Origin of the sequence: Pararoseomonas sp. SCSIO 73927 (assembly GCF_037040815.1) — a bacterium.
Classification (GTDB): domain Bacteria; phylum Pseudomonadota; class Alphaproteobacteria; order Acetobacterales; family Acetobacteraceae; genus Roseomonas.
The window spans coordinates 3,236,641-3,263,282 of sequence record NZ_CP146232.1 but is presented as its reverse complement, the minus strand read 5'-3'; the positions used below and the strand labels follow the sequence as shown (position 1 = coordinate 3,263,282).

Sequence of the window (26,642 nt, the reverse complement as noted above, 5' to 3'; positions counted from 1 at the left end):
TTCGAATCAACCAATCCGCATCACCCCACGTTCAGGCATCCGGTACTCAAGATGCCTGGGTCAAGGGATCGGGGAGGCGCAACGGGATGACTGGACCGCGTGGGACGGCGGCAGGTCGGCCAGGGCGCGCGCCTGCGGACACGGCTCCGGCATGCCGGGAGGCAGGGCGGCAGCCCCGGCCCTTCCCGGCGCGGAACGGCGCGACCCCGGATCCATGGGGCGTGACGAAGGGGCGCGCGGCGCCCCGGACGACTGCCCTCACCCCATCCTCGTGGAGCCCCACCCAATGATCGACCGTCGCGCCCTTGCCCTCGTCGTGGCCGGCGCCGGCCTCGCCGGCTGCGCCGCCACCGCCCAGACCGACATGGCCGGCGGCGCTCCCTCCGCCATGCGGATGCGCGCCACCCAGGGCGGCGTCTTCCTGATGCAGACCGCCCAGCTCGGCGCCCAGAAGGCCGCCCGGCCGGAGCTGCGCCGCTTCGCGCCCTTCGAGGTGAGCGAGCAGCAGGGCCTCATGCAGGCCATGATGCAGGTCCACGGCGCCATGACGCCGCCGCCCGTCGCGGAGGACAAGGCCGCGATCCTGCGCCAGCTCCAATCCGCGAGCGGGACGGAGTTCGACCGGCTCTTCGTGACGGCCCAGGTTCAGGGCCACCAGGAGGCGCTGCAGCTCTACACGGCCATGTCGCAGGACGCCTCCGCCCCCGCGCCGGACCGCGCCATCGCCCTGCTGGCCGCCGACCGCATCCGCGAGCACCTGGCCTTCCTGCAGGCCGTCGGCCCGCGCGCCTGATCCCCGCGGGGGCTCAGGCGGGGGCTCAGCGGTTCCCGCCGGGCTCCCACAGCACGTCCTGGCCCATGTTCAGCGCGCGGGCCAGGACGAAGAGGTGGTCCGAGAGGCGGTTCAGGTAACGGATCGCCGCCGGGTTCACCCCGTCCTGGGACGCTTCCGCCGCGCCGAGCGCCACCACGGCGCGCTCGGCGCGGCGGGCGAGCGTGCGGGCCAGGTGGGCGTACGCCGCCGCCGGGGTGCCCCCGGGCAGGATGAAGGAGCGGAGCGGCGGGAGCTCCGCGTTCATCTCGGCCAGCTCCCGTTCCAGCCGAAGGCACTGGGCGTCGGTCACGCGCAGCCTCTCCTTCCCCCCCTCCTGGTGCGGCCCATCCCCCTGGTGCGGAACCGATAGGTCGGCGCCGAGGTCGAAGAGGTCGTTCTGGATCCGGGCGAGCATCGCGTCCTCCTCCTGCGCCGTGTGCAGGCGCAGCAGGCCGATGGCAGCGTTGGCCTCGTCCACCGCGCCCAGCGCCTCCACGCGCGGCGCGTGCTTCGGCAGCCGCGTGCCGTCGCCGAGCGAGGTCTGGCCGCCGTCGCCGCCGCGGGTGGTGATGACGTCGAGCTTGACCATGCGGCCCCTCAGTTCAGCTGGAAGACGACACGGTAGTCCCGGCTGCCCCAGACGGGCACCCCGTCCCGCAGGGCCGGGATGAAGCGGCAGCGCCGGATGCCGCGCTGCGCCGCCTCGTCCAGCGCCTGGACGCCGCTGGGCTCGGCGATCCGCGCCTCCACCACCCGCCCATCGTCGGAGACGCGGAGGCGCAGCCCGACCGCGCCGGTGACGCCGCGCTCGCGCTCGGCCGCCGGGTACCCGATCACGTCCTGGCAGCCCGGCCGGGGGGCGCCCACGGCGCGGCTCTCCCCCGGCGAGCCGGCGGTGCCGGCGCCCAGCCGCACCGCGCCGGGGGCCACCGGAACCTCCACCGTCCGCATCGGGGCGCCGGCGGGTTGCGGGTCGGGGGCGGCCGCCACGGGCGGGGGCGCCGGGCGGGCGGGTGCGGGCGGCGCGGGGGGAGGCGGCAGGGGCAGCGGGGCCGGCTCCGCCGCGCGGGGCGGGGTGGGCTGGGCCACTGGGCCCGGCGGCGCCGCGGCCGGCGGAGCGACCGGCGAGGGGGACGGTGCGGGAGGGGGCGCGGCCACGGCCGGCGGGGGCGGCAAGGGCGGTGCCGGCGCGGGGATGGGTGCGGCCGCCGCCGGGGATGGCGATGGGTCCGGCGCGGGTGGATCCGGCTGGGGCGGGGCCTCCGCCTCAGCGGGGGACGGCGCGGCGGTGGAAGGCGGGGCCTGCGGCGCCGGAGGCGGGGACGGGAGGGCGGGCGACAGCTCCGGCGCCCCCTCCCCCGCCCCGACCGGGCCTTCCCAGACCAGCGGCGTTCCCTCCACGATCCTCGGTTCCGCCATCTCGCGGGGGCCGAGGTCGAGCAGGGCCGCGGCGAGTGCCATCGCGTGCAGGGCGGCCGCGGCCAGCAGGGTCCAGCGGACCGGCCGGTCCTGGCGCCCGCGCGGCCGCCAGGACGGGGCCACAGCGGGAACGCCCTTGGGAGGGCCCGGGAATGCTCCCAGGCGAAGGCCCGCCGGGGAGAGGGAAAGGGCGCCGCTCACGGCGTCACAGCACCAGCACCCCGCTGTGCTTGGCCTTACCCTCCGGCTCCACGTGAATGGTGATCACCGCGTTGCCGAGCCGGTCCTTCAGCGCGGTCTCGATGCGGTCGCAGATGTCGTGCGCCTCGGAAACCGGCATCGCGCCGGGGACGACGAGGTGGAATTCCACGAAGGTGATTCGTCCGGCGTGGCGGGTCCGCAGGTCATGCGCCTCGATCGCCCCATCGGCGTGCGCCGAGACGGTGTTGCGGATGGCGGTCAGCTCCTCCGCCCCCACCGCCTCGTCCATCAGCCCGCCCACGCTCTCCCGCAGAAGCCGGGCGCCGGAGACGAGGATCATCACGGCCGTGACGCCCGCCATCAGGGGATCGAGCCAGAGGAGGCCGGTGGCGGCAACGAGGCCGACGCCCGCGATGACGCCCGCGGAGGTGACCACGTCCGACATCAGGTACTTGGAATCCGCCACCAGCGCGGGGGAGCCGAGGCGGCGCCCCCGCCGCCGCAGGATCGTGGCCCAGGTGCCGTTGATCAGGGTGGCAATCGTCGAGAGGACGATGCCGACCAGCGGCTGCTCCGGGGCGCGGGGCCTGAAGACCGCCCCGTACACCTCCTGCAGGATCATGGAGGCGGCGACAAGGATCAGCGCCCCCTCTAGCACCGCGGAGAAGTACTCCACCTTGGTGTGCCCGTAGGGGTGGTTCTCGTCCGCCGGCATGGCGGAGTAGCGCACGGCGGCGAGGGCGGCGGTAGCGGCGGCGACGTTCACCACCGTCTCCAGCATGTCCGCGAAAAGGGCCGTGCTGCCCGTCAGCCACCACGCCGCCCCCTTCAGGGCGAGCACGAGCAGGCCGACGGCGAGGCTGGTCCAGGCCGTGGATTCGGTGGGGCTCATCGGCCCTCGAATACCCCGCCCCGGGGCGGGCGGAGAAGGGCCGCGCGCGGGTGGTGCCGTGGGATCGGGAGGGTGGGTTGTGCCCGGTGCGGTTGCCATTCGCCGCGAAGCATGATCCCCGCCCCGGGAACGGCCAGGGCGGGTGCCCTAGGCCGGCTGCACGGCGGCCGCGCGGTGGGCGGACCACAGGCGCACCCCGAGCGGACCGGGGATCTCCACCGGCGGGGCCAGGGCGCAGCCGACCTCGCCGAGCCAGCCGGCCATCCCCGCATCATCGAAGCCGGGCCAGCGATGGGCGTGGCGCTCCATCAGATCGGCGCGGTCATGGGCGGCGAGGTCCACCACCACCAGCACGCCCTCCGGCGATAGGACGCGCGCGGCCTCCGCCAGGGCCGCGGCCGGGTCCTCGGCGTAGTGCAGGACCATCTGGAGCGTCACCGCGTCGAAGGATTCGTCGGGGAAGGGCAGGCGGTACATGTCGGCCTGCCGCACGGCGCAGCGCGGGGCCAGTCCGCGCTCCGCCAGGCGGCCGCGCGCCAGGGCCAGCATGTCGCGGCTGGCATCCACCCCGAGCGCGGCGTCGCAGCGCTCCGCCACCAGCTCCAGCAGCTGCCCCGTGCCGGCACCGATATCCAGCAGCCGGCCGACATGCGGCGGCAGGGCATCCAGCAGCGCGCGCTCGATCCCCGCGGCGGGCAGGCCCAGGGCGCGCATCTCGTCCCAGTCGGCGCCGGCGCTGCGGAAGGCCTCGCTGGCCGCGCGCACCCGCTCCGCGCCCAGCCGGGCGGCCAGGCGGCGATCCGCGGCCAGTAGGGGGTCGTCCTCCGGCAGCCGGGCCAGGATGGCGCGGGCCAGGTCCGCGCGCGGCGCGAGGGAGAAGTAGACGTTGGAGCCCTCCGGCATCCGCTCCAGCAACCCGGCCTCCACCAGCAGCTTCAGGTGGCGGGACAGGCGCGGCTGGGACTGGCCGAGGGCGGCGCAGAGATCGGTGACGCAGAGCGCCCCGCGGGCGCAGAGCGCGAGCAGGCGCAGCCGCGTGGGCTCGGCGGCGGCGCGGAGCTGGGCCAGGGTCTCTTCCATGGACCTGAAAATGACATAACGATATCTTTATGTCGATTGGAAAGAGGTGCCCCCGCCCATGCCCGTCTTCGCCGATGGCCGCATTCCCGTTCTGATCGTGGCGGACGAGGCCGCGCTGGCCGCCAGCCTCGCCGGGGGCGGCAAGGCCGCGCTGCTGGCCGAGGAGCCGCCCGCCGGCCTGCCGCCCGGGATCGTGGCCAGCGCGGGCTTCGAACCGGGCGACACCCACCCTGCCGCCTGCACCTGCTGCGCCGGGCGCGTGCCCATGGCCCAGGCGCTGGACGCGCTGTTCCTGGACCGGGTGAAGGGGCGCGCGCCTTGGTTCGACCGCGTGGTCGCCCTGCTCCCCTCTCCGGATCGACGCGCGGAGCTGGACGTGATCCTCCACATGGACGGGGTGGTCTCGGCCCGCTACCGGCCGGGCTGACGCCGCCCGGCGCCGGTTAAGGGGCCGGTTGCCGGGCCGCTGGGGCCGTGCTGCACTTTCGTTTCGAGCAGGGACGAACCTGCCGGGAACAGGGAGGAAGGGCATGAGGCGACGCCCGTTGGTGGCGGCCGCGCTGGGCATGGCGGCGGGCTGGGGCGCCGGGCGTCCGGCGCAGTCCCAGACCCAGATGCAGGCCCAACTTCAGGGCTGGCCGAGCCGGCAGATGCGGATGGTCGTGCCCTTCGCGGCAGGCGGGGCGACGGACATCCTGGCGCGCGCGCTGGCGAACCGGTTCCAGTCGGAATGGACGCAGCCGGTGGTGGTGGAGAACCGCACGGGGGCGGGCGGGACGATCGGGACGGAGGCGGTGGCGCGGTCCGCGCCGGACGGGCACATGCTGCTGCTCGGCACCAGCGCGACCCAGGCGATCACGCCGCACCTCTATCCCGGCCTGTCCTACGACACGCTGCGGGACTTCGCGCCGGTCTCCATGGTGGCCACGGTGCCCATGGTGCTGGTGGTGCACCCCTCCGTGCCGGCGCGGGACGTGGCAGGACTGGTGGCGCACGCGAAGGCGCGGCCGGGCGGGGTGACCTTCGCCTCCTCGGGCCAGGGGGCGATCACGCACCTTGCCTCCGAGCTCTTCGCCTCCAGGGCGGGGATCCAGCTCACCCACGTGCCCTACCGGGGCAGCGCGCCGGCCATCGCGGACCTGCTGGCGGGCCGGGTGCTGATGATGATCGACCACGCGCCGACGGTGCTGCCGCATATCCGCGCGGGCGGGCTGGTGGCGCTGGGCACGGCGGGGCCGGAGCGGACGCCGATGCTGCCGGAGGCGCCGACCCTGGCCTCGGCGGTGCCGGGGGTGGAGGTGACCTCCTGGTTCGGGCTGCTGGCCCCGGCCGGCACGCCCGCGCCGGTCGTCGCGGCGCTGAACGAGGCCACGCGGCGCGCGCTGACGGATGCGGAGGTGGTGGCGCGGCTGCGCGAGCAGGGCGCCGATGCCGGGGCGGGCACGCCGGAGGCCTTCGCGGCCTTCATCGCCGAGGACAGGACGCGCTGGGGCGGCGTGGTGCGCGGCGCGGGCGTGACGGCGGGGTAGGAAAGGCACCGCCCCTGCGCGGCAGGGGCGGTGCGGCCCGGCTCAGGCCCCGGCGGCGCGCAGGGGGGCGGGGGCGAAGCCCACGGGGGTCATCAGCTTGTTCTCCTGCTTCACCAGGTAGCCGGCATCGGCGCTCAGTTGCAGGAAGGCGGCCCAGGCGGGGTCCGCCTGCATGGCGGCGCGGCGGCGGGCGCGATCGGCGGCGTCCTCGTACATCCAGATATGGACGTAGCTGTTCACGTCGCCGGTCTCGGTCGTGAGATAGGCCAGGGGCTGGCCGAGATGGCGGGTCTGCACCGCCCAGCCATGCTCCTCATAAAGGGCGAGATGGCGCTTCAGCGTGCCGGGCCGGCAGGTATAGGTGCGGTGGTCCAGGAGCATGCCCGTCCGTTTCCCCTCGTCGTTGCCGGGGCCAGGCGGGCCCCGGTTCAGGCGGGCGCGAGCAGTCCATATCCGCCGGGACGCGTCAACGCGCCGCGCCGACGCGGGCGATCAGGCGGGAGTGTTGCGGTCGCCTTCGCCCAGCGCCTTCTGCATGGTGACCACGTCCACCCAGCGGCCGAACTTCAGCCCCACCGCCTTCAACAGCCCCGCCTGCCGGAAGCCGAGGGAGAGGTGCAGGCCGATGGAGCCCACATTCTCCGAATCGCCGATCACCGCGACCATCTGGCGGAACCCCTCCGCCTCCGCCCGGCTGAGCAGCTCCGCGACGAGCGCCTTGCCCACGCCCTGGCCCCGCACGTCGTCCCGTACGTAGATCGAGTCCTCCGCGGTGTGGCGGTAGGCGGAGCGGGCGTGGAAGTTCGCGTAGTAGCCGTAGCCGAGGACCCGGCCCTCCTCCTCGACCACCAGCCAGGCATGGCCTGCGGCCTGCACCTTCGCGATGCGGGCGCCCACTTCCTCCACCGAGGGGGGCGCCTCCTCGAAGGTGCCGGTGCCGTGCAGCACGTGGTGGGCGTAGATCGCCGCGATGGCGGGGGCGTCGTCAGGGGTCGCGTCGCGGATCGGCATGAGCGATGCCTAGATCAGAACGCGGCCCCGGGGAAACACCCTCTTACGTTAAAATCACGCACCCTCAGACCGACAGGCCCAGCCGTTCCGCCACGCGCTCTGCCAGCGCCAGCAGCGCCCGATCCCGCCCCGGCGCCGCGACGAGGGAGAGGCCCACTGGCGCCCCGTCCACCCGGGCCGCGGGGATGGAGACCTCGGGCAGCCCGGCCAGCCCGGCGATGGCGGTGACGCCGATCGTCACCTCCCGGGTCCAGAGCTGCTCCTCCGGCGAGGCGCCGAGCTTCGGGGCGGGCATGGGCGAGGTGGGATAGACCAGGACCGCCCCGCCCCCGAGCAGGCCCAGCAGGCGCTGGCGGAAGCCCTGGCGGAAGGTACGGCCGGCGGCGCCCTGCCCCGGCTCCATGTCGCGCGCCATGGTGAAGCGCTCCCCCACGCCGGGTCCGAAGGCGGGCCCTGTCGAGGCCACCCAGTCGCCGAGCGTCGCCCAGGCCTCCTCAGCCTGCGCGGAGCGGAACCTCTCGTAGAGGACCGCCAGCGTCTCGGGGATCAGGGAGATCTGCAGGCAGCCATCCATCGCCGCGTCCACCGCGTCCAGCGCAGGGCTCAGCGCGCTCGCCACGGAGGGGTGGGCATTCATCCAGGCCTCCTGCACGCGCAGGCAGGGCCCCAGCTGCCCCTCCCCGCCTCGGGGCAGCAGCACCTCCCCCGCGCGGCGCAGGACGGAGGCGCGGGCGGCGAACCAGCCCGCCGTGTCGAAGGAAGGCGCTAGGCCGCGCGCGCCCGTCAGCGGCACCGAGCCCCAGCTCGGCCGGATGCCATAGATGCCGCAGTAGGAGGCGGGGATGCGGACCGAGCCGCCCGTGTCGGAGCCCAGGGCGATGTCCGCCTCCCCCGCGGCCACGACGGCGGCGCTCCCGCAGGAGGAGCCGCCGGGAAAGCGGTCCGGCGCCGCCGGGTTCACGGGCGTGCCGTACCAGACGTTCTCGCCCGTCAGCCCATAGGCGAGCTCCACCGTCTTCGTCTTGCCGAGGAACCGCGCCCCCGCCTCCACCAGCGCCAGCACGGCGGGCGCGGTGGAGGGCGGCACGGGGTGGGTGCGGGCCCAGTCGGGGTTGCCGTAGGTGGTGGGGGAACCGGCGACGTCGTAGAGGTCCTTGGCCGCGAAGGTCAGCCCGGACAGCGGACCGTGCGCCGCGTGCGCAAGGGCGGCCCGCTCGCCCGGCATGAAGCCGCTGCCGTCAATCCCGTCCGCCATGCCGCCCCGAATCCCACTGTGGATGCGGGGCGGGATGCTGCGGCAGCGTCACGGACCTGTCCATCCGTGGCGCTGCCGCCGGCGCCTCAGCGCGCGCGCAGCAGTTCCGCCACGCGCAGCAGGATCAGCTCGTTGTCGTCCGCGCGCGTCAGGTGGCGGCCGGCGCTGAAGGGCAGGTTGTTGTCGTTGCCGACGATGATGTGGTCGGCATCCACCATCGCCACGTTCTCGATGGTGAAGAAGGGGAAGGCAAAGCGGTCGCGCGGCACGTCGGCACCGAGGTCGCCGCGCACCCGCGCCACGCCCTGCGGGTCGCGGATCGCCATCAGGTCGATGTAGCCGATCTTCTTCACGTAGCCCGCCGCGTCGGTCTCGCCGAGGTCGATGAGGGACACGCGCTTCACCCGCGCCGGGGCGTGGAAGCAGGCGGGCGGCACCTGACCGGCCGCGCAGGCGCGGGAGGGATCGCCCTCGAAGTCGTCGCGCTCGATCACCAGGGCGCGGCGGTCGTCGATCATGTTGAAGTCGCCGATGGAGGTCGCGCCCTCCGCGAAGCGGAAGCGCATCGCGCGGCCCGTCCAGTTCCCGTTCGCCGTGTCCAGCTCGAGGATGCGGAGGGTGTTCTCCTCCGGCCGGCCTTCCGCGCCGAACAGGGGCTTCTCCAGCAGCGCGTAGAGGCGGGAGCCGTCCGGGCTCAGCGCCATGCCCTCGTAGCCGCCGCTGCGCTGCGCCTGGACGGAGACCGTGGCGGACGGCGTGGCGGGGGAGACGAGGTCCGGGTGGTCCGGGCTGCGGATGGCGCGGCCCTCCAGCGCCGTCTCCACCACGCGCCGCACGCGGCCTTCCGCGTCCACCTGGATGAGGAAGGGGCCGAACTCCTCGCCGATCCAGAAGCCGTCGGCCACGGGCTGCAGGCTCTCCGGGTCGAAGTCGGCGCCGGTGAGGTAGCGGCGCTCCGTACCCTCGTTCGTGATGCGAAAGGGCACGCGGCGCTCAGGGTCCGAGAGGAAGACCGTGCGCTCGATCATCACCTGCCCCGTGCGGAAGTCCACGCGCAGCTTGTGGAACATCAGCAGCGCGTCGGCGGAGTTGCGCTTGTTGCCGAAGCCGTTGTCGGTCAGCACCCAGTAGGCGCCGGGCTCGCCCGCCACGGGCTTGATGCCGGAGAAGCCCTGCACGGCCTGGCCGTTGAAAGGCAGGGAAAGGCCGGTGGGGCGGCCGTTCGGCGCGGGGCCGGTGGTGCCGGCCAGGCTGCCGTCCATCCGCCGGTTGTTCGGGCCGGTGTACTTGCCGGCCTGCCGCGCATCGGCCGGGGCGTCCGCCGGGGCCGGGACGATCGTGTTCGCCGGGAGGACCGCGTGGCCCTCCAGCGTGGCCTCGAAGCGCCTCTCCTGCGCGCCGGCGGCGGCGGAGAGGGTCAGCAGGGCGGCGGTGGCCAGGAGGATGGCGCGCATGGAATCGAGAGGTCCCGGAGAGATCGGGGCCGGGGCTTACGAGCAGCAGATGTCGCCGCTCTTGCAGCCCGGTGACAGAGCCGTGTCGGTCACGCCGGGGCGGGTCAGGCAGCGGCGCCGAGCAGGAGGCAGGCGGCCGCGCCGAGGCTCAGCCCCCAGCGCAGGCGAAGGTAGGGGGCGGGCACCAGGCCGCGCCGGGCGGCCAGGGTCTCGACGAGCGCGGTCGCGACGAGGATGGCGGCCAGGGCGATCAGGCCGGGCCGGTATACCGGCAGCATCAGCGCGACCCAGGCCGCCAGGGCGGGCAGCACGCCCAGCCCGATCCGGCCCCAGGCCGCCCCTTCCTCCCCCGGGGCGGGGTGCAGCGCGAGACCCCAGTGGACCGCGCCGAGGAAGGAGGCGATGGCCGCCCCGTAGGCCAGCAACCCGCGCAGGGCCTCCGGGCGCCATTCCGGTGAGGCCAGGGCCAGCAGGGCGAGCCCGGCGAAGGGGATCAGCCCGGCCGGGCCGAGGATGCGGGCGGGGGTGGGGAGGACTTCGCGCATGGGCCGCATCTCGGGGCTGGCGCCCGCAGCGCAAGCCTCGCGGAGGCGCGCTTCAGGGCCGGGAGGCCGGTCCCCGCCCCGCCAGGGCGCGGCTTGGCGCCGCCAGCGCCCACCGGATCCAGCGGTACAGCAGGTACCCGATGAGGAGCATCATCGCGCCCATCAGCACGAAGCCGCCCGGCGCGGCGCGGGTGGGGAAGACGGCATCGGTCAGCACCGCCGCCAGGATCACCGCCGCCATGAAGCCCGCGACCTGCAGCACGAACTGGAGCGCGTAGCGCCGCACGAAACGGTCCCGCTCCTCCCGCGAGACCGGGACGGGCGGCCCCTTCGCGTTCTCGCGATAGACGTAGCCGTCGCCGGAGGGCTGGAACTGGCTGGCCATGCCGAAGCCGAGCAATTCGCTGAGGCTCATCCACTCTCCCTCGTTCAGGCTTCCTTCCCCCCGCACATCGCGGGCCGGGATGACCGATATAGGCTAACGCGGGGCCCGGGCATCCCTGGCGCCCCACCCCAGGTCGGCACCCTCAGCCGGCCAGCCAGGGCAGCGGCGGGTGGCCCGCGCGGGCCATCGAGGCCTTCGGGCGGCCCTCCCCGTCCCAGTTCGCTTCGTCCAGCCAGGTGGCGATCGCGTCCCGCCGCGCCGGCCACTCATCGGCCAGGATGGAGAACTGCGCCGTGTCCCGCAGCCGGCCCTTCACCACCTTCACCGCCCGCAGCGTCCCCTCGTAGCGGAAGCCCAGCCGGGCGGCGGCGTCGCGGGAGGGCTGGTTCATGGCGTGGCACTTCCAGACCAGGCGGCGGTAGCCGAGCTCGTCCATGGCGTGCCGCATGAGGAGGAACATCGCCTCCGTCGCCGCCCGGGTCCGCTGGAGGCGGGGGGAGAACCAGATATGGCCGATCTCGATCGCGGAATCGGCGGGAAAGATCTCCATCAGGGTCAGCCAGCCATCGGCGGTGCCGGTGCGGTGCGGGCGCACGGCCCAGGCGATCGGGTCGTGCTGGGCCGCGAAGGCGGCGACGTGGCGGCGCATAGCCTCCTCGTCCGCGAAGGGGCCGTAGCCGAGATAGGCCCAGCCCGGCTCCGCCCCAGGCGCCTGGGACGCCTGCCACAGCTCCGCGGCGTGGCGGGTGTGCAGCGGCTCGAGGTCCAGGCTGGCGCCGCGATGGGCGGTGCGGGCGGGCAAGGGGCGCGGGGTGGGATCGACCTCGGGGCCGAGCGGCGGTGAATCGGGCATGGCGGGATGCTGCGCCCGGCCGCCCCGGCCCTCAACCCGCCCCGCCCGTTCCGGACCCGGCGTTCCGAACCTGCCGCATTGCGAAAGCGGCGGGGCCATCCCATACCCGTCCGGCCATGAACGATGCCTCCCCCTCCAAGACCGGCCCCGACCCCAAGCGGCCCGCCATGTCCGCCTTCCACGAGGCCGAGGTGCTGGAGGTCCGCCACTGGACCGACCGCCTCTTCTCCTTCCGCTGCACGCGGGAGCCGGGCTTCCGCTTCCTCGCCGGGCAGTTCGCCATGATCGGGCTGGTGGTGGACGGCAAGCCGCTGCTGCGGGCCTATTCCGTCGCCTCCCCGCCCTGGGAGGAGACGCTGGAGTTCCTCTCCATCAAGGTGCAGGACGGCCCCCTCACCTCGCGCCTGCAGAACATCCGGGTGGGCGACACGGTGCTGGTCAACCGCAAGCCCGTGGGCACGCTGCTGCTGGACAACCTGCTGCCCGGGAAGAACCTCTGGTTCCTCTCCACCGGCACGGGCCTCGCGCCCTTCATGTCCCTGATCCGCGAGCCCGAGGCCTATGACCGCTTCGAGAAGGTGATCGTCACGCACACCGTGCGCGACGTGGAGGAGCTGGCCTACCGCGAGTACATCACGGGGGAGCTGATGCAGCACGAGTTCCTGGGCGAGATGGTCCGGGAGAAGCTGGTCTACTACCCCAGCGTGACGCGGCAGGACTTCCCGACGCGCGGGCGGATCACGGAGCTGATGGACAGCGGCCGCATCTACGCCGACCTCGGCCTGCCGCCCCTCTCTCCGGAGAATGACCGCGTCATGCTCTGCGGCTCGCCGGAGATGCTGGCCGACACCAAGGCGCGGCTGGAAGCGCTGGGCATGAAGGAAGGCAGCGCGCACGAGCCCGCACATTTCGTGGTGGAGCGCGCCTTCGTCGACAAGTAGGGCGTCGACAAGTGAGGCGCCGATAAGGGAGGCGTCGCGAAATCGGGACAGGTGAAGATTAAGTTGCGACCTCGTTAGAATCGAGGCAGGCTTTCCCGTGAGCGCGCCCGCCAGATGGCGCGCCACGAGGGAAGCTTCATGTCCGAGAAGAATGGGGCGGGCCGCCGCGGCCTGTTGCGGGCGGCCGCCGTGGGCGCAACCGGTGCCGCCGTCCTCGCCGCGCCAAGCGTCAGCCGCGCGCAGACGGTGACGCTCCGGTTCCAGTCCACCTGGCCGCAGCGCGACATCTTCCACGAATTCGCCCAGGACTACGTGGAGCGGGTGAACCGCATGGCCGGCGGGCGGCTGCGGGTGGAGTTGCTGGCGGCCGGCGCCGTCGTCGGCGCCTTCCAGGTTCTGGACGCAGTCCACGCCGGCACGCTGGATGGCGGGCACGGGGTGGTCGCCTACTGGTACGGCAAGAACAAGGCCTTCAGCCTCTTCGGCACCGCCCCGCCCTGGTTCGGCGACGCCAACCAGATGCTCGGCTGGTTCTACCACGGCGGCGGCGAGGCACTGTACCGCGAGCTGCTGCAAGACGTCCTGAAGGTCAACGTCGTCGGCTTCCTCTCCGGCCCCATGCCCACCCAGCCCTTCGGCTGGTTCAAGCAGCCGATCGAGCGGGCGGAGCAGATCCGCGGGCTGAAGTACCGCACCGTGGGCCTGGCGGCGGAGCTGATGGCGGAGATGGGCGCCGCCGTCGTCTCCCTGCCCGGCGGCGAGATCGTGCCGGCGCTGGAGCGCGGGGTGATCGACGGGGCGGAGTTCAACAACCCCTCCTCCGACCGCGTGCTCGGCTTCCCCGACGTGGCCAAGGCCTACATGATCCAGAGCTACCACCAGCGGGTGGAGAGCTTCGAGATGCTGTTCAACAAGAGCAAGTACGAGAGCCTGCCAGCGGAGATCCAGGCGATCATCCGCCACGGCGCGGAGGCCGCGAGCGCGGACATGTCCTGGAAGCTGCAGGACCGCTACTCCAAGGACCTGCTGGAAATGACGCAGCGCCAGGGCGTGCAGGCCCGCCCCCTGCCCCGCCCGATCCTGGAGGCGCAGCTGGCCGCCTGGAACAAGGTGATCGAGCGGCTGGAAGGCGACAACTCCAACCCGAACAACGGCCCCTTCTTCAAGAAGGTCTGCGACAGCCAGCGGGAGTGGTGCCGTCGCGTGGGCAACTTCTTCCTGCGCTACGAGGCGAGCCAGGTGGCCGCCTACAACCACTTCTTCGCGGCGCGCTAGGGGGCACGGGACGGCGCCATGCAGCGGGTCCTCCTCGGGATCGACAGGCTCTCGACCTTTGTCGGGCAGACCTTCGCCTGGTGCATCGTCGGCCTCACCTTCGTCGTCACCTACGAGGTGGTGGCGCGCTACGCCTTCCGCGCGCCGACCACCTGGGCCTACGACGCCACCTACATGCTCTACGGCGCGCTGTTCATGATGGCGGGCGCCTACGCGCTCTCGCGCAACGGGCATGTGCGCGGGGACTTCCTGTACCGGATGATGCCGCCGCGCCGGCAGGCCACGCTCGACCTCGTGCTCTACATCCTGTTCTTCTTCCCCGCGATCCTCGCCTTCATGATCTCCGGCTGGCACTTCTTCGAGGAGAGCTGGCGCCAGAACGAGCGCTCCATGTTCTCCCCCACCGGGCCGGTGATCTGGCCCTTCAAGTTCCTCATCCCGCTGGTGGGATTCCTGCTGCTGCTGCAGGGGCTGGTGGAGGTGGTGCGCTGCCTGCGCTGCATCCGGGAAGGCGCCTGGCCACCGCGCCTCTCGGACGTGGAGGAGATGGATCAGCTCATCCTCGCCCAGGCCGAGGCGCGCGGGGCGGAGGCGCTGGCCGCGGAGCTGGCGCGCGGTGCGGAGATCACCCCCCCTGCCGAGGCCGTGCGGCGCGAGCGCGCGGGCGACGGGCAGGACGGCCGTTGACAACACCCGGACGAGACCCTGCGCCCCGATGAGCGATCCCGCCCTCGGCCTGACCATGCTCGGGCTGTTCCTGTTCTTCATTCTGCTGGGCTTCCCCATCGCCTTCACCCTGATGGCGATGGGCCTGTTCTTCGGCTACCTCGGCATGGGGGAGCGGATCTTCGATTTGTTGGTGCAGCGCACTTACGCCGTGATGGCGAACGACGTGCTCATTTCCGTCCCGCTCTTCGTCTTCATGGGCTACGTGATCGAGCGGGCGAACATCCTCGACCGTCTGTTCCGATCCCTGCAGATGGCCTCCGGCAACATCCCCGGCAGCCTCGCGGTGGCGACCATGGCAACCTGCGCGCTCTTCGCCACCGCCACGGGCATCGTCGGCGCGGTGGTGACGCTGATGGGGCTGCTCGCCTTCCCCGCCATGCTGAAGGCCGGCTACGACGTGCGGCTGGCGGCGGGCGTCACCTGCGCCGGCGGGTGCCTGGGCATCCTCATCCCGCCCTCCATCATGCTGATCCTCTACGGCGCCACGGCGGGCGTCTCCGTCGTGCAGCTCTACGCCGCGGCCTTCATCCCCGGCGTGACGCTGGCGGTGTGCTACATGCTCTACATCATCATCCTCGCGATGCTGCGGCCACAGGTCGCGCCGCCCCTGCCGCCGGAGCAGCGGAACGTGCCCTTCGGCAAGGTCCTCTGGGCGCTCGTCAGCTCCTTCGTGCCGCTCGCCCTGCTGATCGCCTCCGTGCTCGGCGCCATCCTCATGGGGCTGGCCACGCCGAGCGAGGCGGCGGCCATGGGCAGCCTCGGCTCCATCGTGCTGGCCATCATCTATCGCGCCTTCACCTGGGCGAAGCTGCGGGAAAGCGTGTTCCTGACGGCCCGCACCTCCGCCATGGTGTGCTGGCTCTTCGTCGGCTCCTACGTCTTCTCCTCCGTCTTCGGCTACCTCGGCGGGCAGTCGGTGGTGGAGGAGTTCGTCAAGTCGCTGCCGCTGAACTCCTTCACCTTCATGATCCTGGCGCAGGCCATCATCTTCGTCCTAGGCTGGCCGCTGGAATGGACGGAGATCATCGTCATCTTCGTGCCGATCTTCCTCCCGCTGCTGGACGATTTCGGCATCTCGCCCCTCTTCTTCGGGGTGATGATCGCCCTCAACCTCCAGACCTCCTTCCTCTCCCCGCCCGTCGCGATGGCGACCTTCTACCTCAAGGGCGTGGCGCCGAAGCACGTGCGGCTGGAGGACATCTTCGCGGGCGTCATGCCCTTCATCTACATCGTCGTCGCGACCATGGTGCTGATGTACCTGGTGCCGGAGCTCGTGACCTGGCTGCCGGAGACCCTCTACGGCGGCGACGCGCCGGCCGATCCCGCCACCTCCATGGAGGCGCCGCCGAGCGGCGGCTTCACCGAAGAGGAGACGCTGCGCGAGTGACCCGGGCCGCCCGCGCCGCCTCCTGGATCGCCGAGGCGCTCTCCACCGGCCGCCCCCTCGCCGCCCTGCCGCCCGAGATGGCGCCGCGCGGCCGCGCGGAGGGCGAGCGGGTGGCCCTCGCCGTGCTGGACGAGCTGGGCATCGCGCCCTGCGGGCTGCGGCTGCTGCACGGCGCTGTCGGGCCGATGATCGAGGCGCGGCTGCTGCCCGACGGCGCCACGGCCGCGCCGCTGCGGCATCCCGTGGCCACCGCCGCGCTCGTCGGCGTGCTGGCCGAGTCCCTGCGGCCCGACGAGGACGAGCGGCCGCGGCTGGCGGCGCTGCACGCCGCGATCGACATCGCGGACCACCGCTTCACCCATCCGCCGGAAGCGCGCGGCGCGCGGGTGGCGGATCTGAACGGCCTCGGCTTCGTCATCGCCGGGCCGCCGGTGGATATCCCGCCCGGAGAGTTCACCCTGCACGGGAAGCCGCTGCCAGCGCGCGACATCCTCGCCCCCGTGGCGGCGGAGGCGCGGCGCCTGGGCGGGCTGCCCGCCGGCGCGCTGCTCATCGCGGCAGGACTCTCCGATCCGCTCTCGGCAGAGGACGGCGTGGTGACGGTGGATTTCGGGGCTGCGGGCCGGATCTCGGCACGGATCTCCTGAGCGCGCGGCGTGCGCCCCGTAAAATCTTCGGCGCTGATGTCGGTTCCGTGATCTTTCGCTCTGGCGATACGCCCCGGCATCGTTTTACGCTTCCGTCGATGGGTCTGCGCGACGGCCTATCCCCGTGCGGCCGGAACCGGCCGAGCGAGGCAACCGAGGTCCGGGCAGCGTCGCGCCCCGGGGGGATTCAGGACCAAGTCCAGACATGAGCACCGCTTACTCAACATCCGTGGCGGCCGACCGGAACCGCCCGATGACCCGGGAGGAGAGGAAGGTCATCCTCGGCTCCTCGCTCGGCACGGTCTTCGAGTGGTACGACTTCTACCTCTACGGCAGCCTCGCCGGGCTGATCGGCACGCACTTCTTCAGCCAGTACCCGGAGGGCACGCGCAACATCTTCGCGCTGCTGACCTTCGCGGCCGGCTTCCTCGTCCGCCCCTTCGGCGCCATCGTCTTCGGCCGCATCGGCGACCTGGTGGGGCGCAAGTACACCTTCCTCGTCACGATCGTCATCATGGGCGCGTCCACCTTCGTCGTGGGCCTGCTGCCCGGGTCGGACACCATCGGCATTCTCGCGCCGATCCTCCTCATCGTGCTGCGCTGCCTCCAGGGCCTGGCGCTGGGCGGCGAGTACGGCGGCGCCGCCACCTACGTGGCCGAGCACGCGCCCAACGGTCGCCGCGGCTTCTACACCTCCTTCATCCAGATCACGGCCACAGCGGGCCTGTTCCTGTCACTGCTGGTGATCCTCGGCGTCCGCACCTGGACCGGCGAGGCGGAGTTCGCGGCCTGGGGCTGGCGCGTCCCCTTCCTGCTCTCCATCGTGCTGCTCGGCATCTCCGTCTGGATCCGCTCCACGCTGCACGAGAGCCCGGCCTTCAAGAAGATGAAGGAGGAGGGTACCGGCTCCAAGGCGCCGCTCTCCGAGGCCTTCGGCCAGTGGAAGAACGCGAAGTGGGCGCTGCTGGCGCTGCTCGGCCTCACCATGGGCCAGGCGGTGGTCTGGTACACCGGGCAGTTCTACGCGCTGTTCTTCCTCGGCTCGATCCTGAAGGTGGACGGCCCGACGACGAACCTTCTCATCGCCTGGGCGCTGCTGCTGGGCTCGGGCGGCTTCGTCCTGTTCGGCTGGCTGTCCGACAAGATCGGCCGCAAGCCGATCATCCTCGGCGGCTGCCTGCTCGCCGCGCTGACCTACTTCCCGCTGTTCAAGCTGCTGACGGCGGAGGCCAACCCGGCGCTGCACCAGGCGCAGCAGACCATCCCCGTGCAGGTGCTGACCGATCCCTCGGCCTGCTCCTTCCAGTTCAACCCGGTCGGCACGGCGCGCTTCACCCAGCCCTGCGACATCGCCAAGGCCGCGCTCTCCCGCGCCTCGGTGCAGTACTCGGTGGTGCCGGGCACGGCGGCGGGCGAGACGGCGGTGCGCATCAACAACGGCGCGCCGATCCGCGCCGCCGATCCCACCTTCGCGCAGCAGCTCTCGGCGGGGCTGACGGCGGCGGGCTACCCGGCGGCGTCCAACCCCAGCGTTGTCAAGATGGCCGGTCCCTTCGACATCTTCCGCGAGCAGACGGCCGTCATCATCGGCGTCCTCACCCTGCTCGTGATCTACGTCACCATGGTGTACGGCCCGATTGCGGCGGCGCTGGTGGAGCTCTTCCCCACGCGCATCCGCTACACCTCCATGTCGCTGCCCTACCACATCGGCAACGGCTGGTTCGGCGGGCTGCTGCCGGCCACCTCGCTCGCCATGGTCGCGCAGACCGGCGACATCTACTACGGCCTCTGGTACCCGATCGTCATCGCGCTCGCGACCGTCGTCATCGGTGCCATCTTCATCCCCGAGACCAAGGACCGCGACATCTTCGAGGCCGAGGAATCCGGGACCAACGCGCGGGCCTGATCGCCCTCGCGTCACCTTGGGGGCGTCGGGAGGGATCCCGGCGCCCTTTCCTTTTCCGGCGCCCCTTGCACCCCCCGGCCGCCCCACCCCAAGCTGACGGGAACAAGGAGCGGGAGGAGGCAAGATGCCGGATGGCAGCTCGGGGGTTTCCCTCCCCGTCCTCCTGCGCGAGGACCGGGACGCCGTGACGACCCTCACCTTGAACCGGCCGGCGGCGCGGAACGGCCTCTCCCTCGCCCTGCTGGACGCGCTGCGCGCGGAGCTGGAGAGGATTGCGGCGGACAACGCGATCCGCTGCGTGGTGATCCGGGCCGAAGGGCCGGTGTTCTGCGCCGGGCACGACCTGAAGGAGATCACCGCGCATTTCGGCGACGCCGATGGCGGCCACGCCTTCTTCGCGGATTCCATGGCCCGCTGCGCGCGGGTGATGCAGGCCATCCCCGCCCTGCCCCAGCCCGTGATCGCCGCCGTGCAGGGCATGGCCACCGCCGCCGGCTGCCAGCTCGCCGCCGCCTGCGATCTGGTGATCGCCGCCGAGGAGGCGCGCTTCTGCACGCCGGGCGTGGAGATCGGCCTGTTCTGCTCCACCCCCGCCGTCCCTCTCGCCCGCGCCGTGCCGCGCAAGGCGGCGATGGAGATGCTGCTGACGGGTGAGCCGATCGGGGCGGAGGAGGCGCGGCGTATCGGGCTGGTGAACCGCGTCGTGCCCCGCGCGGCGCTGGACGGGGAAGCGGCGGCGCTGGCCGCGCGCATCGCCGGCCGCTCGGCCCTCGCGGTGCAGCTGGGCAAGCGGACCTTCCACCGCCAGGCCGGACTGCCGCTGGAGGAGGCCTACGCGGCCGCGACCGCCGCGATGGTGGAGAACCTGCTGGCCGAGGACGCGGCCGAGGGCATCGGCGCCTTCCTCGCGAAGCGCGCCCCGGAGTGGAAGCACCGCTGATGGACACGAACCCGTCGCTCTCCGCCAAGCAGGCCTATGACGCCCTGCCCCGCACGCAGGCGAACCACCGCGCCCTCACCCCGCTCCTCTTCGTGGAGCGCGCGGCGGCGACCTTCCCGGACCGCGTGGCCGTCATCCACGGCGAGCTGCGCCAGAGCTGGAGGCAGCACCGGGACCGCTGCGTGCGCCTCGCCTCCGCCCTCGCCGCGCGCGGCATCGGGCGCGGCGACACGGTGGCGGCGCTGCTGCCGAACACCCCCGCCATGATCGAGTGCCACAACGGCGTGCCGATGTCGGGTGCGGTGCTCAACACGATCAACACGCGGCTGGATGCCGACACCATCGCCTACATCCTGGACCACGGGGAGGCGCGCGCCATCATCGTGGACAGCGAGTTGGTGCCGATCCTCGGCCGCGCGCTGGAGATGGCCTCCGCGAGGCCCCTCGTCGTCGAGGTGAAGGACCCCGTCGCGCCCTTCGACCACACCCTGGGCGGCGAGGATTACGAGGGCTTCCTCGCCTCCGGCGACCCGAGCTTCGACTGGCAGCCCCCGGCGGATGAGTGGGACGCGATCGCGCTGAACTACACCTCCGGCACCACCGGGCGGCCGAAGGGCGTGGTGTACCACCACCGTGGCGCCTATCTCGGCTCCCTCGGCGACATCCTGGCCTGCGGCATCCCACCCGCGCCCGTCTATCTCTGGACGCTGCCGATGTTCCACTGCAACGGCTGGTCCTTCCCCTGGGCGATCGCCGCCGTCTCCGGCACGCATGTCTGCCTGCGGGCCGTGCGCGGGCCGGCGATGTGGGAACTCATCAGGGCGCACGGCGTAACGCATATGTGCGGCGCCCCCATCGTGCTGCAGACGCTGGTGAACGACCCCAACCGCATCGCCGGCACAGGGCTGGTCTTCGGCACGGCGGGCGCCTCCCCGCCGGAGGCCGTGCTGGCCGCCGCGGACGCGGCGGGCGTGACGGTGCGCCACATCTACGGGCTGACGGAGTGCTACGGCCCGTCTGTGGTGAATGAATGGCACCCCGAGCACGACGCGCTGCCCGCGCCGGAGCGGGCGGCGCTGATGGCGCGGCAGGGCGTGCGCTACGTCACGCTCGAGGCGTTCGACGTGCTGGACGCGGAGGACAACCCCGTGCCCGCCGATGCCACGACGATGGGCGAGGTGGTGATGCGCGGCAATACCGTGATGAAGGGCTACCTGAAGGATCCGGCCGCGACGGAGAAGGCTTTCGCGCGCGGCTGGTTCCGTACCGGCGACCTCGGCGTGAAGCACCCGGACGGCTACGTGCAGCTGAAGGACCGCGCGAAGGACATCATCATCTCCGGCGGCGAGAACATCTCCTCCATCGAGGTGGAGGACGCGCTCTACAAGCACCCCGCCGTGGCCGTGGCCGCCGTGGTGGCGGCGCCGGACGAGAGGTGGGGCGAGGTGCCCTGGGCCTTCGTGGAGCTGAAGCCCGATGCGGAAGCGACGGAGGCGGAGCTCATCGCCCATGCCCGCGCGAGGCTGGCGGGCTTCAAGGCGCCCAAGCGCGTAATCTTCCAGGAGGTGCCGAAGACCTCGACGGGCAAGCTGCAGAAGGTGCCGTTGCGTCAGGCGGTCCGGGCGAGGGAGGTCGGCTGAGGCCGGCCGTCAGAGCGGCTCGTCGAAGGGGCTCTTCAGGTTCCTGGTGGGGTTGGCGCCGCCGGCCACCCGGTCCAGATCGGCGGGGTCCAGGCGCCGCGGTCCCGGCGCGGGCCGCGGAAGATCAGCGGGCGCGATGTTGTAGCCGGCAGCCCGCAGCAGGGCAGCGGCAGCCTCCGGGCCGGCGGTGCCATCAAGCGCGGGGGCGAGGCGCGCGCGCAGCGCGGCATCGGCCTCCAGGTCCTGCTTCAGGCGCTGCGTCTCGCTTGTCACGGGCGTCTCCTCGTCCTCGGCGGTCAGGATAGCGCTGACGGCGGCGGCGGCCAGGCCACCCGTCATCCTCAGGCGCAGCCGCTCCTGCTCCTGCTCCTGCCCGACAATTCCCATAGGACAGGGCCGCGCGACAGCCGCTCCCAGGGTATCGCCGCCATAGCCGGCATCTATTCACGCCCCATGGGTCATGCCCGATGGGAACCGGCCGGCCCCATGCCCGGCCCCGTCCCCGGGCCGGAGAGACCCGCCGTTGAACCGGAACGGGGCGGGCGCGTTGTCCCCGCGCATTCCGGGAAGACACGAGAACCATGCCCGAAACCCCCGCGCCGCCCGTCGCCGGCCACGGCGCCGCGCGGCTCACCAGCGTTGTGCTGGACGCCTACAACGCCGAGCTGCGCGACAAGGAGGGCTTCATCGGCGACCGCGCCAGCAAGCGCGCCTTCCGCGCCACGCTGGAGGAGTGGCGCGACCGCCTGCGCAAGCTGGGCGAGGACGACCCCCTCGGGGACGAGCCGAGCGACGACATCTCCTGGCGGCGCCTGGAGCGGCTGCTGAAGGACGAGCGGCACGAGGCCGCGGCCCTGATCCACACGGCGATGGAGGAGTTCTCCCAGGAGCTGGCCGCTGTCACCCGCCGCTTCCTGAAGCTGAAGGGCTGGAAGGATACGCAGCGCATCGTGGTGGGCGGGGGCATGAGCGGCAGCCGGATCGGCCATATCTGCATCGGCCGTGCCTCCCTGCTGCTGAAGGCGGATGCGCAGGGGGTGGAGCTGCGCCCCATCGTCCACGACCCGGACGAGGCCGCCCTCATCGGCGCCGCGCACCTGGCGCCGAGCTGGATCTTCGCCGGGCATGACAGCCTGCTGGCCGTGGATATCGGTGGCACGAGCATCCGCGTCGGGCTGGTGGAACTGAACCTTCGCAAGGCAAAGAACCTTGCCGCCGCCCGGGTCGTCGGGCTGGAGGTCTGGCGCCACAGGGACGACGGGCCGACGCGGGAGCAGGCGGTGGAGCGCATCGCCACCATGCTGCGCGGCATGGTGGCGCTGGCGGAGGCGAAGAAGCGCGCCCTGGCCCCCTTCATCGGCATCGGCTGCCCCGGGATCATCGAGGAGGACGGCTCCATCGACCGCGGCGGCCAGAACCTGCCGGGCAACTGGGAGAGCAGCCGCTTCAACCTGCCGCGCGAGATCGCCGAAGCCATCCCGGAGATCGGCGGCTACGCCACCACCGTGCTGATGCACAACGACGCGGTGTGCCAGGGCCTGAGCGAGATCCCGAACATGGGGGACGTGGAGCGCTGGGGCATCCTGACGATCGGCACGGGGCTGGGGAACGCCCGCTTCACCAACCGCCGCGCGGATTGACACCCCCGCCGCCCGGTGGTCCCTCCGCCCCCGCGGGAGGGACGGGGATGATCGACAGGCGGGTGCTTCTCGGGCTGGCGCTGGGCACGGCCCTCGCGCCGCCCGTGCGGGCGGAGGAGGCCTTCGGCGGCGCCCCCTTCGCGGCGGCCATCCGCGCGGCGGAGGAGGTGGGTGGCGGCCGGCTGGGCGTGGCCGTGCTCGACACCGGCAGCGGCCGGCGCTTTTCCTGGCGCGGGGAGGAGCGCTTCCCCCTCACCAGCACCTTCAAGATGGTCCTCGCCGCCGCGATCCTGGCCGAGGCCGATGCGGGGCGGGTGAGCCTGGACCGCCGCGTCCCCATCGCGGCCTCTGACCTGCTGGAATACGCGCCCGTCACGGCCCGGCATCTCGGGCCGGAGGGGATGAGCCTCGGCGAGCTCTGCGAAGCCACGGTGGTCTGGAGCGACAACCCGGCCGCGAACCTCCTCCTCCCCGTGATCGGCGGCCCCGCCGGGCTCACCGCCTTCGCCCGGCGGCTGGGGGATGAGGAGTTCCGGCTGGACCGGACGGAGCCGACCCTGAACGAGGCCACCCCCGGCGACCCGCGCGACACCACGACGCCGGATGCCATGCTCGGCACGGCGCACCGCCTGCTGCTCGGCCCGGCCCTCTCGCCCGGATCCCGCGCGCGGCTGACGGAGTGGCTGGTGGGGTGCCGCACCGGGGACGAGAAGATCCGCGCCGGCCTGCCCGCGGGCTGGCGCTGCGGCGACAAGACCGGCGGCGGCCGGCACGGCACGAACAACGATGTCGCCATTCTCTGGCCACCCGAGCGGGCGCCGATCCTCGTCGCGGCCTACCTGACCGGGAGCGCGGCGCCGCTGGCCGCCCGCAACGCCGCGCTGGCGGCGGTGGGGCGGGCGGTGGCCGCCGCTATTCCAGCCTGATCCCGGCCTCCTGCACCAGCCGCCCCAGGCGCTCGGCGTCGCGCCGCACCAGCTCGGCCGCCGCCGCCGCCGTGCCGCCGCCGGGGATGTAGCCCGCCTCCACCAGCCGGCGGTTGATGCCGGGATCCTCCAGGGTGCGGGCATAGGCCCGCTCCAGCCGCCGCAGCGCCTCCGGCGGCAGCCCGGCCGGGCCGAGCACCATGTACCAGACGGACATGTCGTAGCCGGCGAAGCCCTGCTCCTGCACGGTGGGCGTCTCCGGCAGGGCGGTGGCGCGCTGCGGCAGGGTGGTGGCCAGCGCCCGCATCCGCCCATCCCGGATATAGGGCAGGTAGGTGGCGAGGGTGTCGATGTTCACGTCCACATCCCCCGCCAGCAGAGCGTTCACGGACTGGCCGGTGCCGCGGAAGGGGATGTGGGTCATCCGCATGCCGGTGCGGCGGGCCATCAGCTCGCTCGACAGGTGCTGCTGGCTGGCCACGCCTGACGTGCCGTAGTTCAGCCCGTCCGGGCGAGTTTCGGCGTAGCGGACAAGCCCGGCGATGTCGCGCGCCGGGTTCTCGGCCCGCACGACCATCACCAGCGGCAGGGTGCCCACCAGCATGATCGGGGTGAAGTCGCGCAGCTGGTCGTAGGGCGGCGGCCGCATCAGCGGCGCCACGGTGCACTGCGTGCTGACCGTCCCGGTCAGCAGCGTGTACCCGTCCGGCCTCGCCCGCGCGACGACGCCGGCGGCGAGGGTCCCGCTGGCGCCAGGGCGGTTCTCCACCGTGATGGGCTGGCCCAGCTCCTCCTGGATGCGCGGGCCAAGCATGCGGGAGACGATGTCGGTGCCGCCGCCCGGGGCGAAGCCGACCATCATGGTGATGGGACGGTTCGGGTAGCCTTCCTGCGCGCCGGCGGCGACGGGCATCGCCGCCGCGCCCAGGCCCGCGAGAAGCTCGCGCCTACGGATCATGGTTCCCTCCCCTCTTCTTTTCTGGGGGAAGCCTGGACCACGGCCCGGCGCCGCGTCCAGTCACGGCTTGTCGGCTGCGGCCCCGCGGATCAGGGCCAGGGCACCGGTTCGGTTGTGCCGGCGATGTAGAGGGGATGGCCGGGCTGGCCATCCGCCGTCACCTTCAGCGCCAGCGGCCTCGCGCCCGCCGCCCCCAGCAGCGCGGCCAGCTGCGCCGCGCGCCAGCGCAGCGGCTTCGGCGGCAGGCCCCAGGCGACGACCAGCCGTTCCGCCCGCCCCGCCCATTCGGCGATCGCCGCGTCGTTCCCCGGCCCCACCGGGTCCTCCGCCTCCAGCAGCATGGCAGGCTTCGTGGCGCGCAGGGCGAAGGCGTTCAGCACCACCATGGCCCCGAAGCCCCAGCGGCGCGTGAAGTCCCGCGCGCGGCGTACGGTGGGGTCGTCCACCGTCTCGTCCGCCGTGCTGGGGTTCATCATGATCCAGGCGCAGACACCGGGGGATCCGAAGGGCAGCCCGTCCCAGCGGCGTTCCAGCACGGTGCGGTAACGGCCATCGGGGGAGAACTCCGCGCGGCTCACCACCTCGGCGCCGATCTTCAGGCGCACCTTGCCGCCGGGATCGTGCAGGTCCTGCGGGCGGCTCACGGCCGCGACCTCAGCCAAAGGAGGAATCCGAGGAGGACCAGTCCCAGGACCGTCGGCCAGACCACCAGCAGGCCCCGCTGCCAGGGGCCGACCAGCTCCACCCGGCGCGGGTCGGCCGGGTCGTAGGCGACGAGGACCGCCTCCCCGCGATGCGGGGCGTTGCGCTGGGCCGGACGCGGGCCGCTCAGGGTCGCGGTGACGGGGCCGGATGGTCCTTGGAAAGCCACGTCGTAGCCGCGCCCGTGGGGGTTGGACGGGTCCTCGGGATCAACCCCGCGCGCCTCCGCCCGCACCCAACCCCGCTGCCGCAGGCGGGCGCGGACCAGCGCGGTGGTGGCAAGCGCCGGCACGCCGATCATGAAACCCCAGAAGACGATCGCGACGGGGTTCACGCCCACCCGATCAGCGCGCGCTGGCGCTCGCCTCGGACCGCGTGGCGCCCACGCGGGTGGCGAGTGCCGCCGCCATGAACTCGTCCAGGTCGCCGTCGAGCACGGCGGCCGGGTTGCCCTTCTCCACCCCCGTCCGCAGGTCCTTCACCATCTGGTAGGGCTGCAGCACGTAGGACCGGATCTGGTGGCCCCAGCCGATATCGGTCTTCCCCGCCTCGGTGGCTGCGGAGACCGCCTCGCGCTTCTGCAGCTCCAGCTCGTAGAGGCGGGCGCGCAGCATATCCATCGCGATGGCGCGGTTGCGGTGCTGGGACCGGTCCTGGGTGGAGGCCACCACGATCCCCGTCGGGATATGGGTGAAGCGCACGCCGGATTCCGTCTTGTTCACGTGCTGGCCGCCGGCGCCCGATGCGCGGAAGGTGTCGGTGCGCAGGTCGGCAGGGTTGATGTCCACCTGAATCTTGTCGTCGATCACGGGGTAGACGTAGACGGAGGCGAAGCTCGTCTGCCGCTTGTCGTTGCCGCCGAAGGGCGAGATGCGGACAAGCCGGTGCACGCCCATCTCGGTCTTCAGCCAGCCATAGGCATTGGGACCGGAGACCTGGATGGTGGCGGACTTGATCCCGGCCTCGTCACCCTCGCTCTGCTCGGTGATCGCGACCTTGTAGCCCTTCGCCTCGGCCCAGCGCGTGTACATGCGGAGCATCATCTCCGCCCAGTCCTGCGCGTCCGTGCCGCCGGCGCCGGAGTTCACCTCCACATAGGCGTCGTTGGCATCGGCCTCGCCGGAGAGCAGGCTCTCGATCTCGCGCCGCTTCGCCTCCGCGGCCAGGCGGTGCAGGTCGGCCACGGCGGCGTCGGCGGTGCCGCCATCATCCTCTGCCTCGGCCAGCTCGATCAGGTCCAGCGCGTCCTGAACGTCCCCCTCCAGCCTCTTCACGCCGTCGATCTGGTCGGACAGGCGCGTGCGCTCGCGCATCAGCTTCTGCGCCTCGGCGGCGTCGTTCCAGAGGGAGGGGTCCTCGGCGCGCGCGTTCAGCTCGTGCAGGCGCACGGTGGCGGCGTCCCAGTTCAGGTGGCGGCGCAGCAGGGCGACGCTGTCGGCGATCTGGGCCTTCAGGCCCTCGGCATCGGCACGCATGGTTCGGCAGATCCAGTCGGACCGCGCGAACCGCCGAT

At 72.7% G+C, this 26,642-nt stretch carries 29 protein-coding genes; 13 read left to right on the top strand and 16 right to left on the bottom strand.

Features of this window, described 5'->3' with window-relative positions; all coding sequences use genetic code 11:
* The first annotated feature begins 286 nt into the window (after positions 1–286).
* Positions 287–793: a DUF4142 domain-containing protein gene (locus tag VQH23_RS15185; RefSeq protein WP_338661581.1), complete on the top strand. Its 507-nt coding sequence runs from the start codon at positions 287–289 to the stop codon at positions 791–793.
* Positions 794–818: 25 nt separating this feature from the next.
* Here VQH23_RS15185 and VQH23_RS15180 read toward each other — a convergent pair whose 3' ends face one another.
* From VQH23_RS15180 to VQH23_RS15165, 4 genes are all read right to left on the bottom strand, one after another.
* Positions 819–1,403, bottom strand: a complete 585-nt coding sequence (locus VQH23_RS15180; protein ID WP_338661580.1) for a cob(I)yrinic acid a,c-diamide adenosyltransferase — start codon at positions 1,401–1,403, stop codon at positions 819–821.
* 8 nt (positions 1,404–1,411) lie between these two features.
* Positions 1,412–2,356 (bottom strand): energy transducer TonB, encoded by a 945-nt coding sequence (locus VQH23_RS15175; RefSeq protein ID WP_338661579.1) that lies wholly within the window; start codon positions 2,354–2,356, stop codon positions 1,412–1,414.
* Positions 2,357–2,438: 82 nt separating this feature from the next.
* A complete protein-coding gene (locus VQH23_RS15170; protein WP_338661578.1) occupies positions 2,439–3,326 on the bottom strand; it encodes a cation diffusion facilitator family transporter in 888 nt (295 codons plus the stop codon).
* A 147-nt stretch (positions 3,327–3,473) separates the two neighbouring features.
* Positions 3,474–4,406 (bottom strand): metalloregulator ArsR/SmtB family transcription factor, encoded by a 933-nt coding sequence (locus VQH23_RS15165; protein ID WP_338661577.1) that lies wholly within the window; start codon positions 4,404–4,406, stop codon positions 3,474–3,476.
* A 58-nt stretch (positions 4,407–4,464) separates the two neighbouring features.
* On the opposite strand from VQH23_RS15165, the gene VQH23_RS15160 reads away from it, so the two are divergent.
* Positions 4,465–4,833: a hypothetical protein gene (locus tag VQH23_RS15160; protein ID WP_338661576.1), complete on the top strand. Its 369-nt coding sequence runs from the start codon at positions 4,465–4,467 to the stop codon at positions 4,831–4,833.
* Between the two features lie 103 nt (positions 4,834–4,936).
* Positions 4,937–5,935, top strand: a complete 999-nt coding sequence (locus tag VQH23_RS15155; protein WP_338661575.1) for a tripartite tricarboxylate transporter substrate binding protein — start codon at positions 4,937–4,939, stop codon at positions 5,933–5,935.
* 42 nt (positions 5,936–5,977) lie between these two features.
* On the opposite strand, the gene VQH23_RS15150 is transcribed toward VQH23_RS15155, so the two are convergent.
* From VQH23_RS15150 to VQH23_RS15120, 7 genes are all read right to left on the bottom strand, one after another.
* Positions 5,978–6,316 (bottom strand): NIPSNAP family protein, encoded by a 339-nt coding sequence (locus VQH23_RS15150; protein WP_338661574.1) that lies wholly within the window; start codon positions 6,314–6,316, stop codon positions 5,978–5,980.
* A 111-nt stretch (positions 6,317–6,427) separates the two neighbouring features.
* Positions 6,428–6,946 (bottom strand): N-acetyltransferase family protein, encoded by a 519-nt coding sequence (locus tag VQH23_RS15145; protein WP_338661573.1) that lies wholly within the window; start codon positions 6,944–6,946, stop codon positions 6,428–6,430.
* Between the two features lie 64 nt (positions 6,947–7,010).
* Positions 7,011–8,201: an amidase gene (locus tag VQH23_RS15140; RefSeq protein WP_338661572.1), complete on the bottom strand. Its 1,191-nt coding sequence runs from the start codon at positions 8,199–8,201 to the stop codon at positions 7,011–7,013.
* A gap of 86 nt (positions 8,202–8,287) precedes the next feature.
* The gene (locus tag VQH23_RS15135) at positions 8,288–9,655 is read right to left on the bottom strand and encodes an esterase-like activity of phytase family protein (protein WP_338661571.1); all 1,368 of its coding nucleotides are present in this window, start codon (positions 9,653–9,655) and stop codon (positions 8,288–8,290) included.
* Positions 9,656–9,759: 104 nt separating this feature from the next.
* Positions 9,760–10,200 (bottom strand): DUF3429 domain-containing protein, encoded by a 441-nt coding sequence (locus VQH23_RS15130; RefSeq protein ID WP_338661569.1) that lies wholly within the window; start codon positions 10,198–10,200, stop codon positions 9,760–9,762.
* Positions 10,201–10,252: 52 nt separating this feature from the next.
* Positions 10,253–10,615, bottom strand: coding sequence for a hypothetical protein (locus tag VQH23_RS15125; protein ID WP_338661568.1), 363 nt, complete (start codon positions 10,613–10,615; stop codon positions 10,253–10,255).
* 112 nt (positions 10,616–10,727) lie between these two features.
* On the bottom strand, positions 10,728–11,438 hold the full coding sequence (locus VQH23_RS15120; RefSeq protein WP_338661567.1) for a GNAT family protein: 711 nt from the start codon (positions 11,436–11,438) through the stop codon (positions 10,728–10,730).
* 167 nt (positions 11,439–11,605) lie between these two features.
* Between VQH23_RS15120 and VQH23_RS15115 the strand changes: the two genes are divergently transcribed.
* The 8 genes from VQH23_RS15115 to VQH23_RS15080 all read left to right on the top strand — a co-directional run bounded on the left by VQH23_RS15115 (position 11,606) and on the right by VQH23_RS15080 (position 20,903).
* Complete coding sequence (locus tag VQH23_RS15115; RefSeq protein ID WP_338666107.1) at positions 11,606–12,379, top strand: ferredoxin--NADP reductase; 774 nt, start codon at positions 11,606–11,608, stop codon at positions 12,377–12,379.
* A 138-nt stretch (positions 12,380–12,517) separates the two neighbouring features.
* Positions 12,518–13,654, top strand: a complete 1,137-nt coding sequence (locus VQH23_RS15110) for a TRAP transporter substrate-binding protein (RefSeq protein WP_338661566.1) — start codon at positions 12,518–12,520, stop codon at positions 13,652–13,654.
* Between the two features lie 18 nt (positions 13,655–13,672).
* Complete coding sequence (locus VQH23_RS15105) at positions 13,673–14,341, top strand: TRAP transporter small permease subunit (RefSeq protein ID WP_338661565.1); 669 nt, start codon at positions 13,673–13,675, stop codon at positions 14,339–14,341.
* 28 nt (positions 14,342–14,369) lie between these two features.
* On the top strand, positions 14,370–15,770 hold the full coding sequence (locus VQH23_RS15100; protein WP_338661564.1) for a TRAP transporter large permease subunit: 1,401 nt from the start codon (positions 14,370–14,372) through the stop codon (positions 15,768–15,770).
* Positions 15,767–16,417, top strand: coding sequence for a hypothetical protein (locus VQH23_RS15095; protein WP_338661563.1), 651 nt, complete (start codon positions 15,767–15,769; stop codon positions 16,415–16,417). Before VQH23_RS15100 ends, VQH23_RS15095 begins: the two co-directional genes overlap by 4 nt.
* 205 nt (positions 16,418–16,622) lie before the next feature.
* Complete coding sequence (locus tag VQH23_RS15090) at positions 16,623–18,323, top strand: MFS transporter (protein WP_338661562.1); 1,701 nt, start codon at positions 16,623–16,625, stop codon at positions 18,321–18,323.
* 124 nt (positions 18,324–18,447) lie between these two features.
* Positions 18,448–19,263: an enoyl-CoA hydratase gene (locus tag VQH23_RS15085; protein WP_338661561.1), complete on the top strand. Its 816-nt coding sequence runs from the start codon at positions 18,448–18,450 to the stop codon at positions 19,261–19,263.
* Entirely contained in the window at positions 19,263–20,903 is a 1,641-nt protein-coding gene (locus VQH23_RS15080; protein ID WP_338661560.1) for an AMP-binding protein, read from the top strand. Before VQH23_RS15085 ends, VQH23_RS15080 begins: the two co-directional genes overlap by 1 nt.
* 9 nt (positions 20,904–20,912) lie before the next feature.
* Here VQH23_RS15080 and VQH23_RS15075 read toward each other — a convergent pair whose 3' ends face one another.
* Positions 20,913–21,290: a hypothetical protein gene (locus tag VQH23_RS15075; protein ID WP_338661559.1), complete on the bottom strand. Its 378-nt coding sequence runs from the start codon at positions 21,288–21,290 to the stop codon at positions 20,913–20,915.
* 194 nt (positions 21,291–21,484) lie between these two features.
* On the opposite strand from VQH23_RS15075, the gene VQH23_RS15070 reads away from it, so the two are divergent.
* Together VQH23_RS15070 and bla are read left to right on the top strand one after the other, a co-directional pair.
* A complete protein-coding gene (locus VQH23_RS15070) occupies positions 21,485–22,543 on the top strand; it encodes an ROK family protein (RefSeq protein ID WP_338661558.1) in 1,059 nt (352 codons plus the stop codon).
* Between the two features lie 47 nt (positions 22,544–22,590).
* Complete coding sequence (gene bla, locus VQH23_RS15065) at positions 22,591–23,469, top strand: class A beta-lactamase (protein ID WP_338661557.1); 879 nt, start codon at positions 22,591–22,593, stop codon at positions 23,467–23,469.
* Here the strand turns inward: bla and VQH23_RS15060 are convergent.
* From VQH23_RS15060 to prfB, 4 genes are all read right to left on the bottom strand, one after another.
* A complete protein-coding gene (locus VQH23_RS15060) occupies positions 23,456–24,427 on the bottom strand; it encodes a tripartite tricarboxylate transporter substrate binding protein (RefSeq protein ID WP_338661556.1) in 972 nt (323 codons plus the stop codon). The two genes, bla and VQH23_RS15060, sit on opposite strands and share 14 nt — an antisense overlap.
* Before the next feature lie 89 nt (positions 24,428–24,516).
* Entirely contained in the window at positions 24,517–25,071 is a 555-nt protein-coding gene (locus VQH23_RS15055) for a DUF1643 domain-containing protein (RefSeq protein WP_338661555.1), read from the bottom strand.
* Complete coding sequence (locus VQH23_RS15050; RefSeq protein ID WP_338661554.1) at positions 25,068–25,463, bottom strand: DUF3592 domain-containing protein; 396 nt, start codon at positions 25,461–25,463, stop codon at positions 25,068–25,070. Before VQH23_RS15050 ends, VQH23_RS15055 begins: the two co-directional genes overlap by 4 nt.
* Before the next feature lie 10 nt (positions 25,464–25,473).
* Positions 25,474–26,604 carry a peptide chain release factor 2 gene (gene prfB, locus VQH23_RS15045; protein ID WP_338661553.1) on the bottom strand — a complete coding sequence of 377 codons (1,131 nt, stop codon included), beginning with the start codon at positions 26,602–26,604 and terminating at the stop codon, positions 25,474–25,476.
* Positions 26,605–26,642 lie beyond the last annotated feature (38 nt).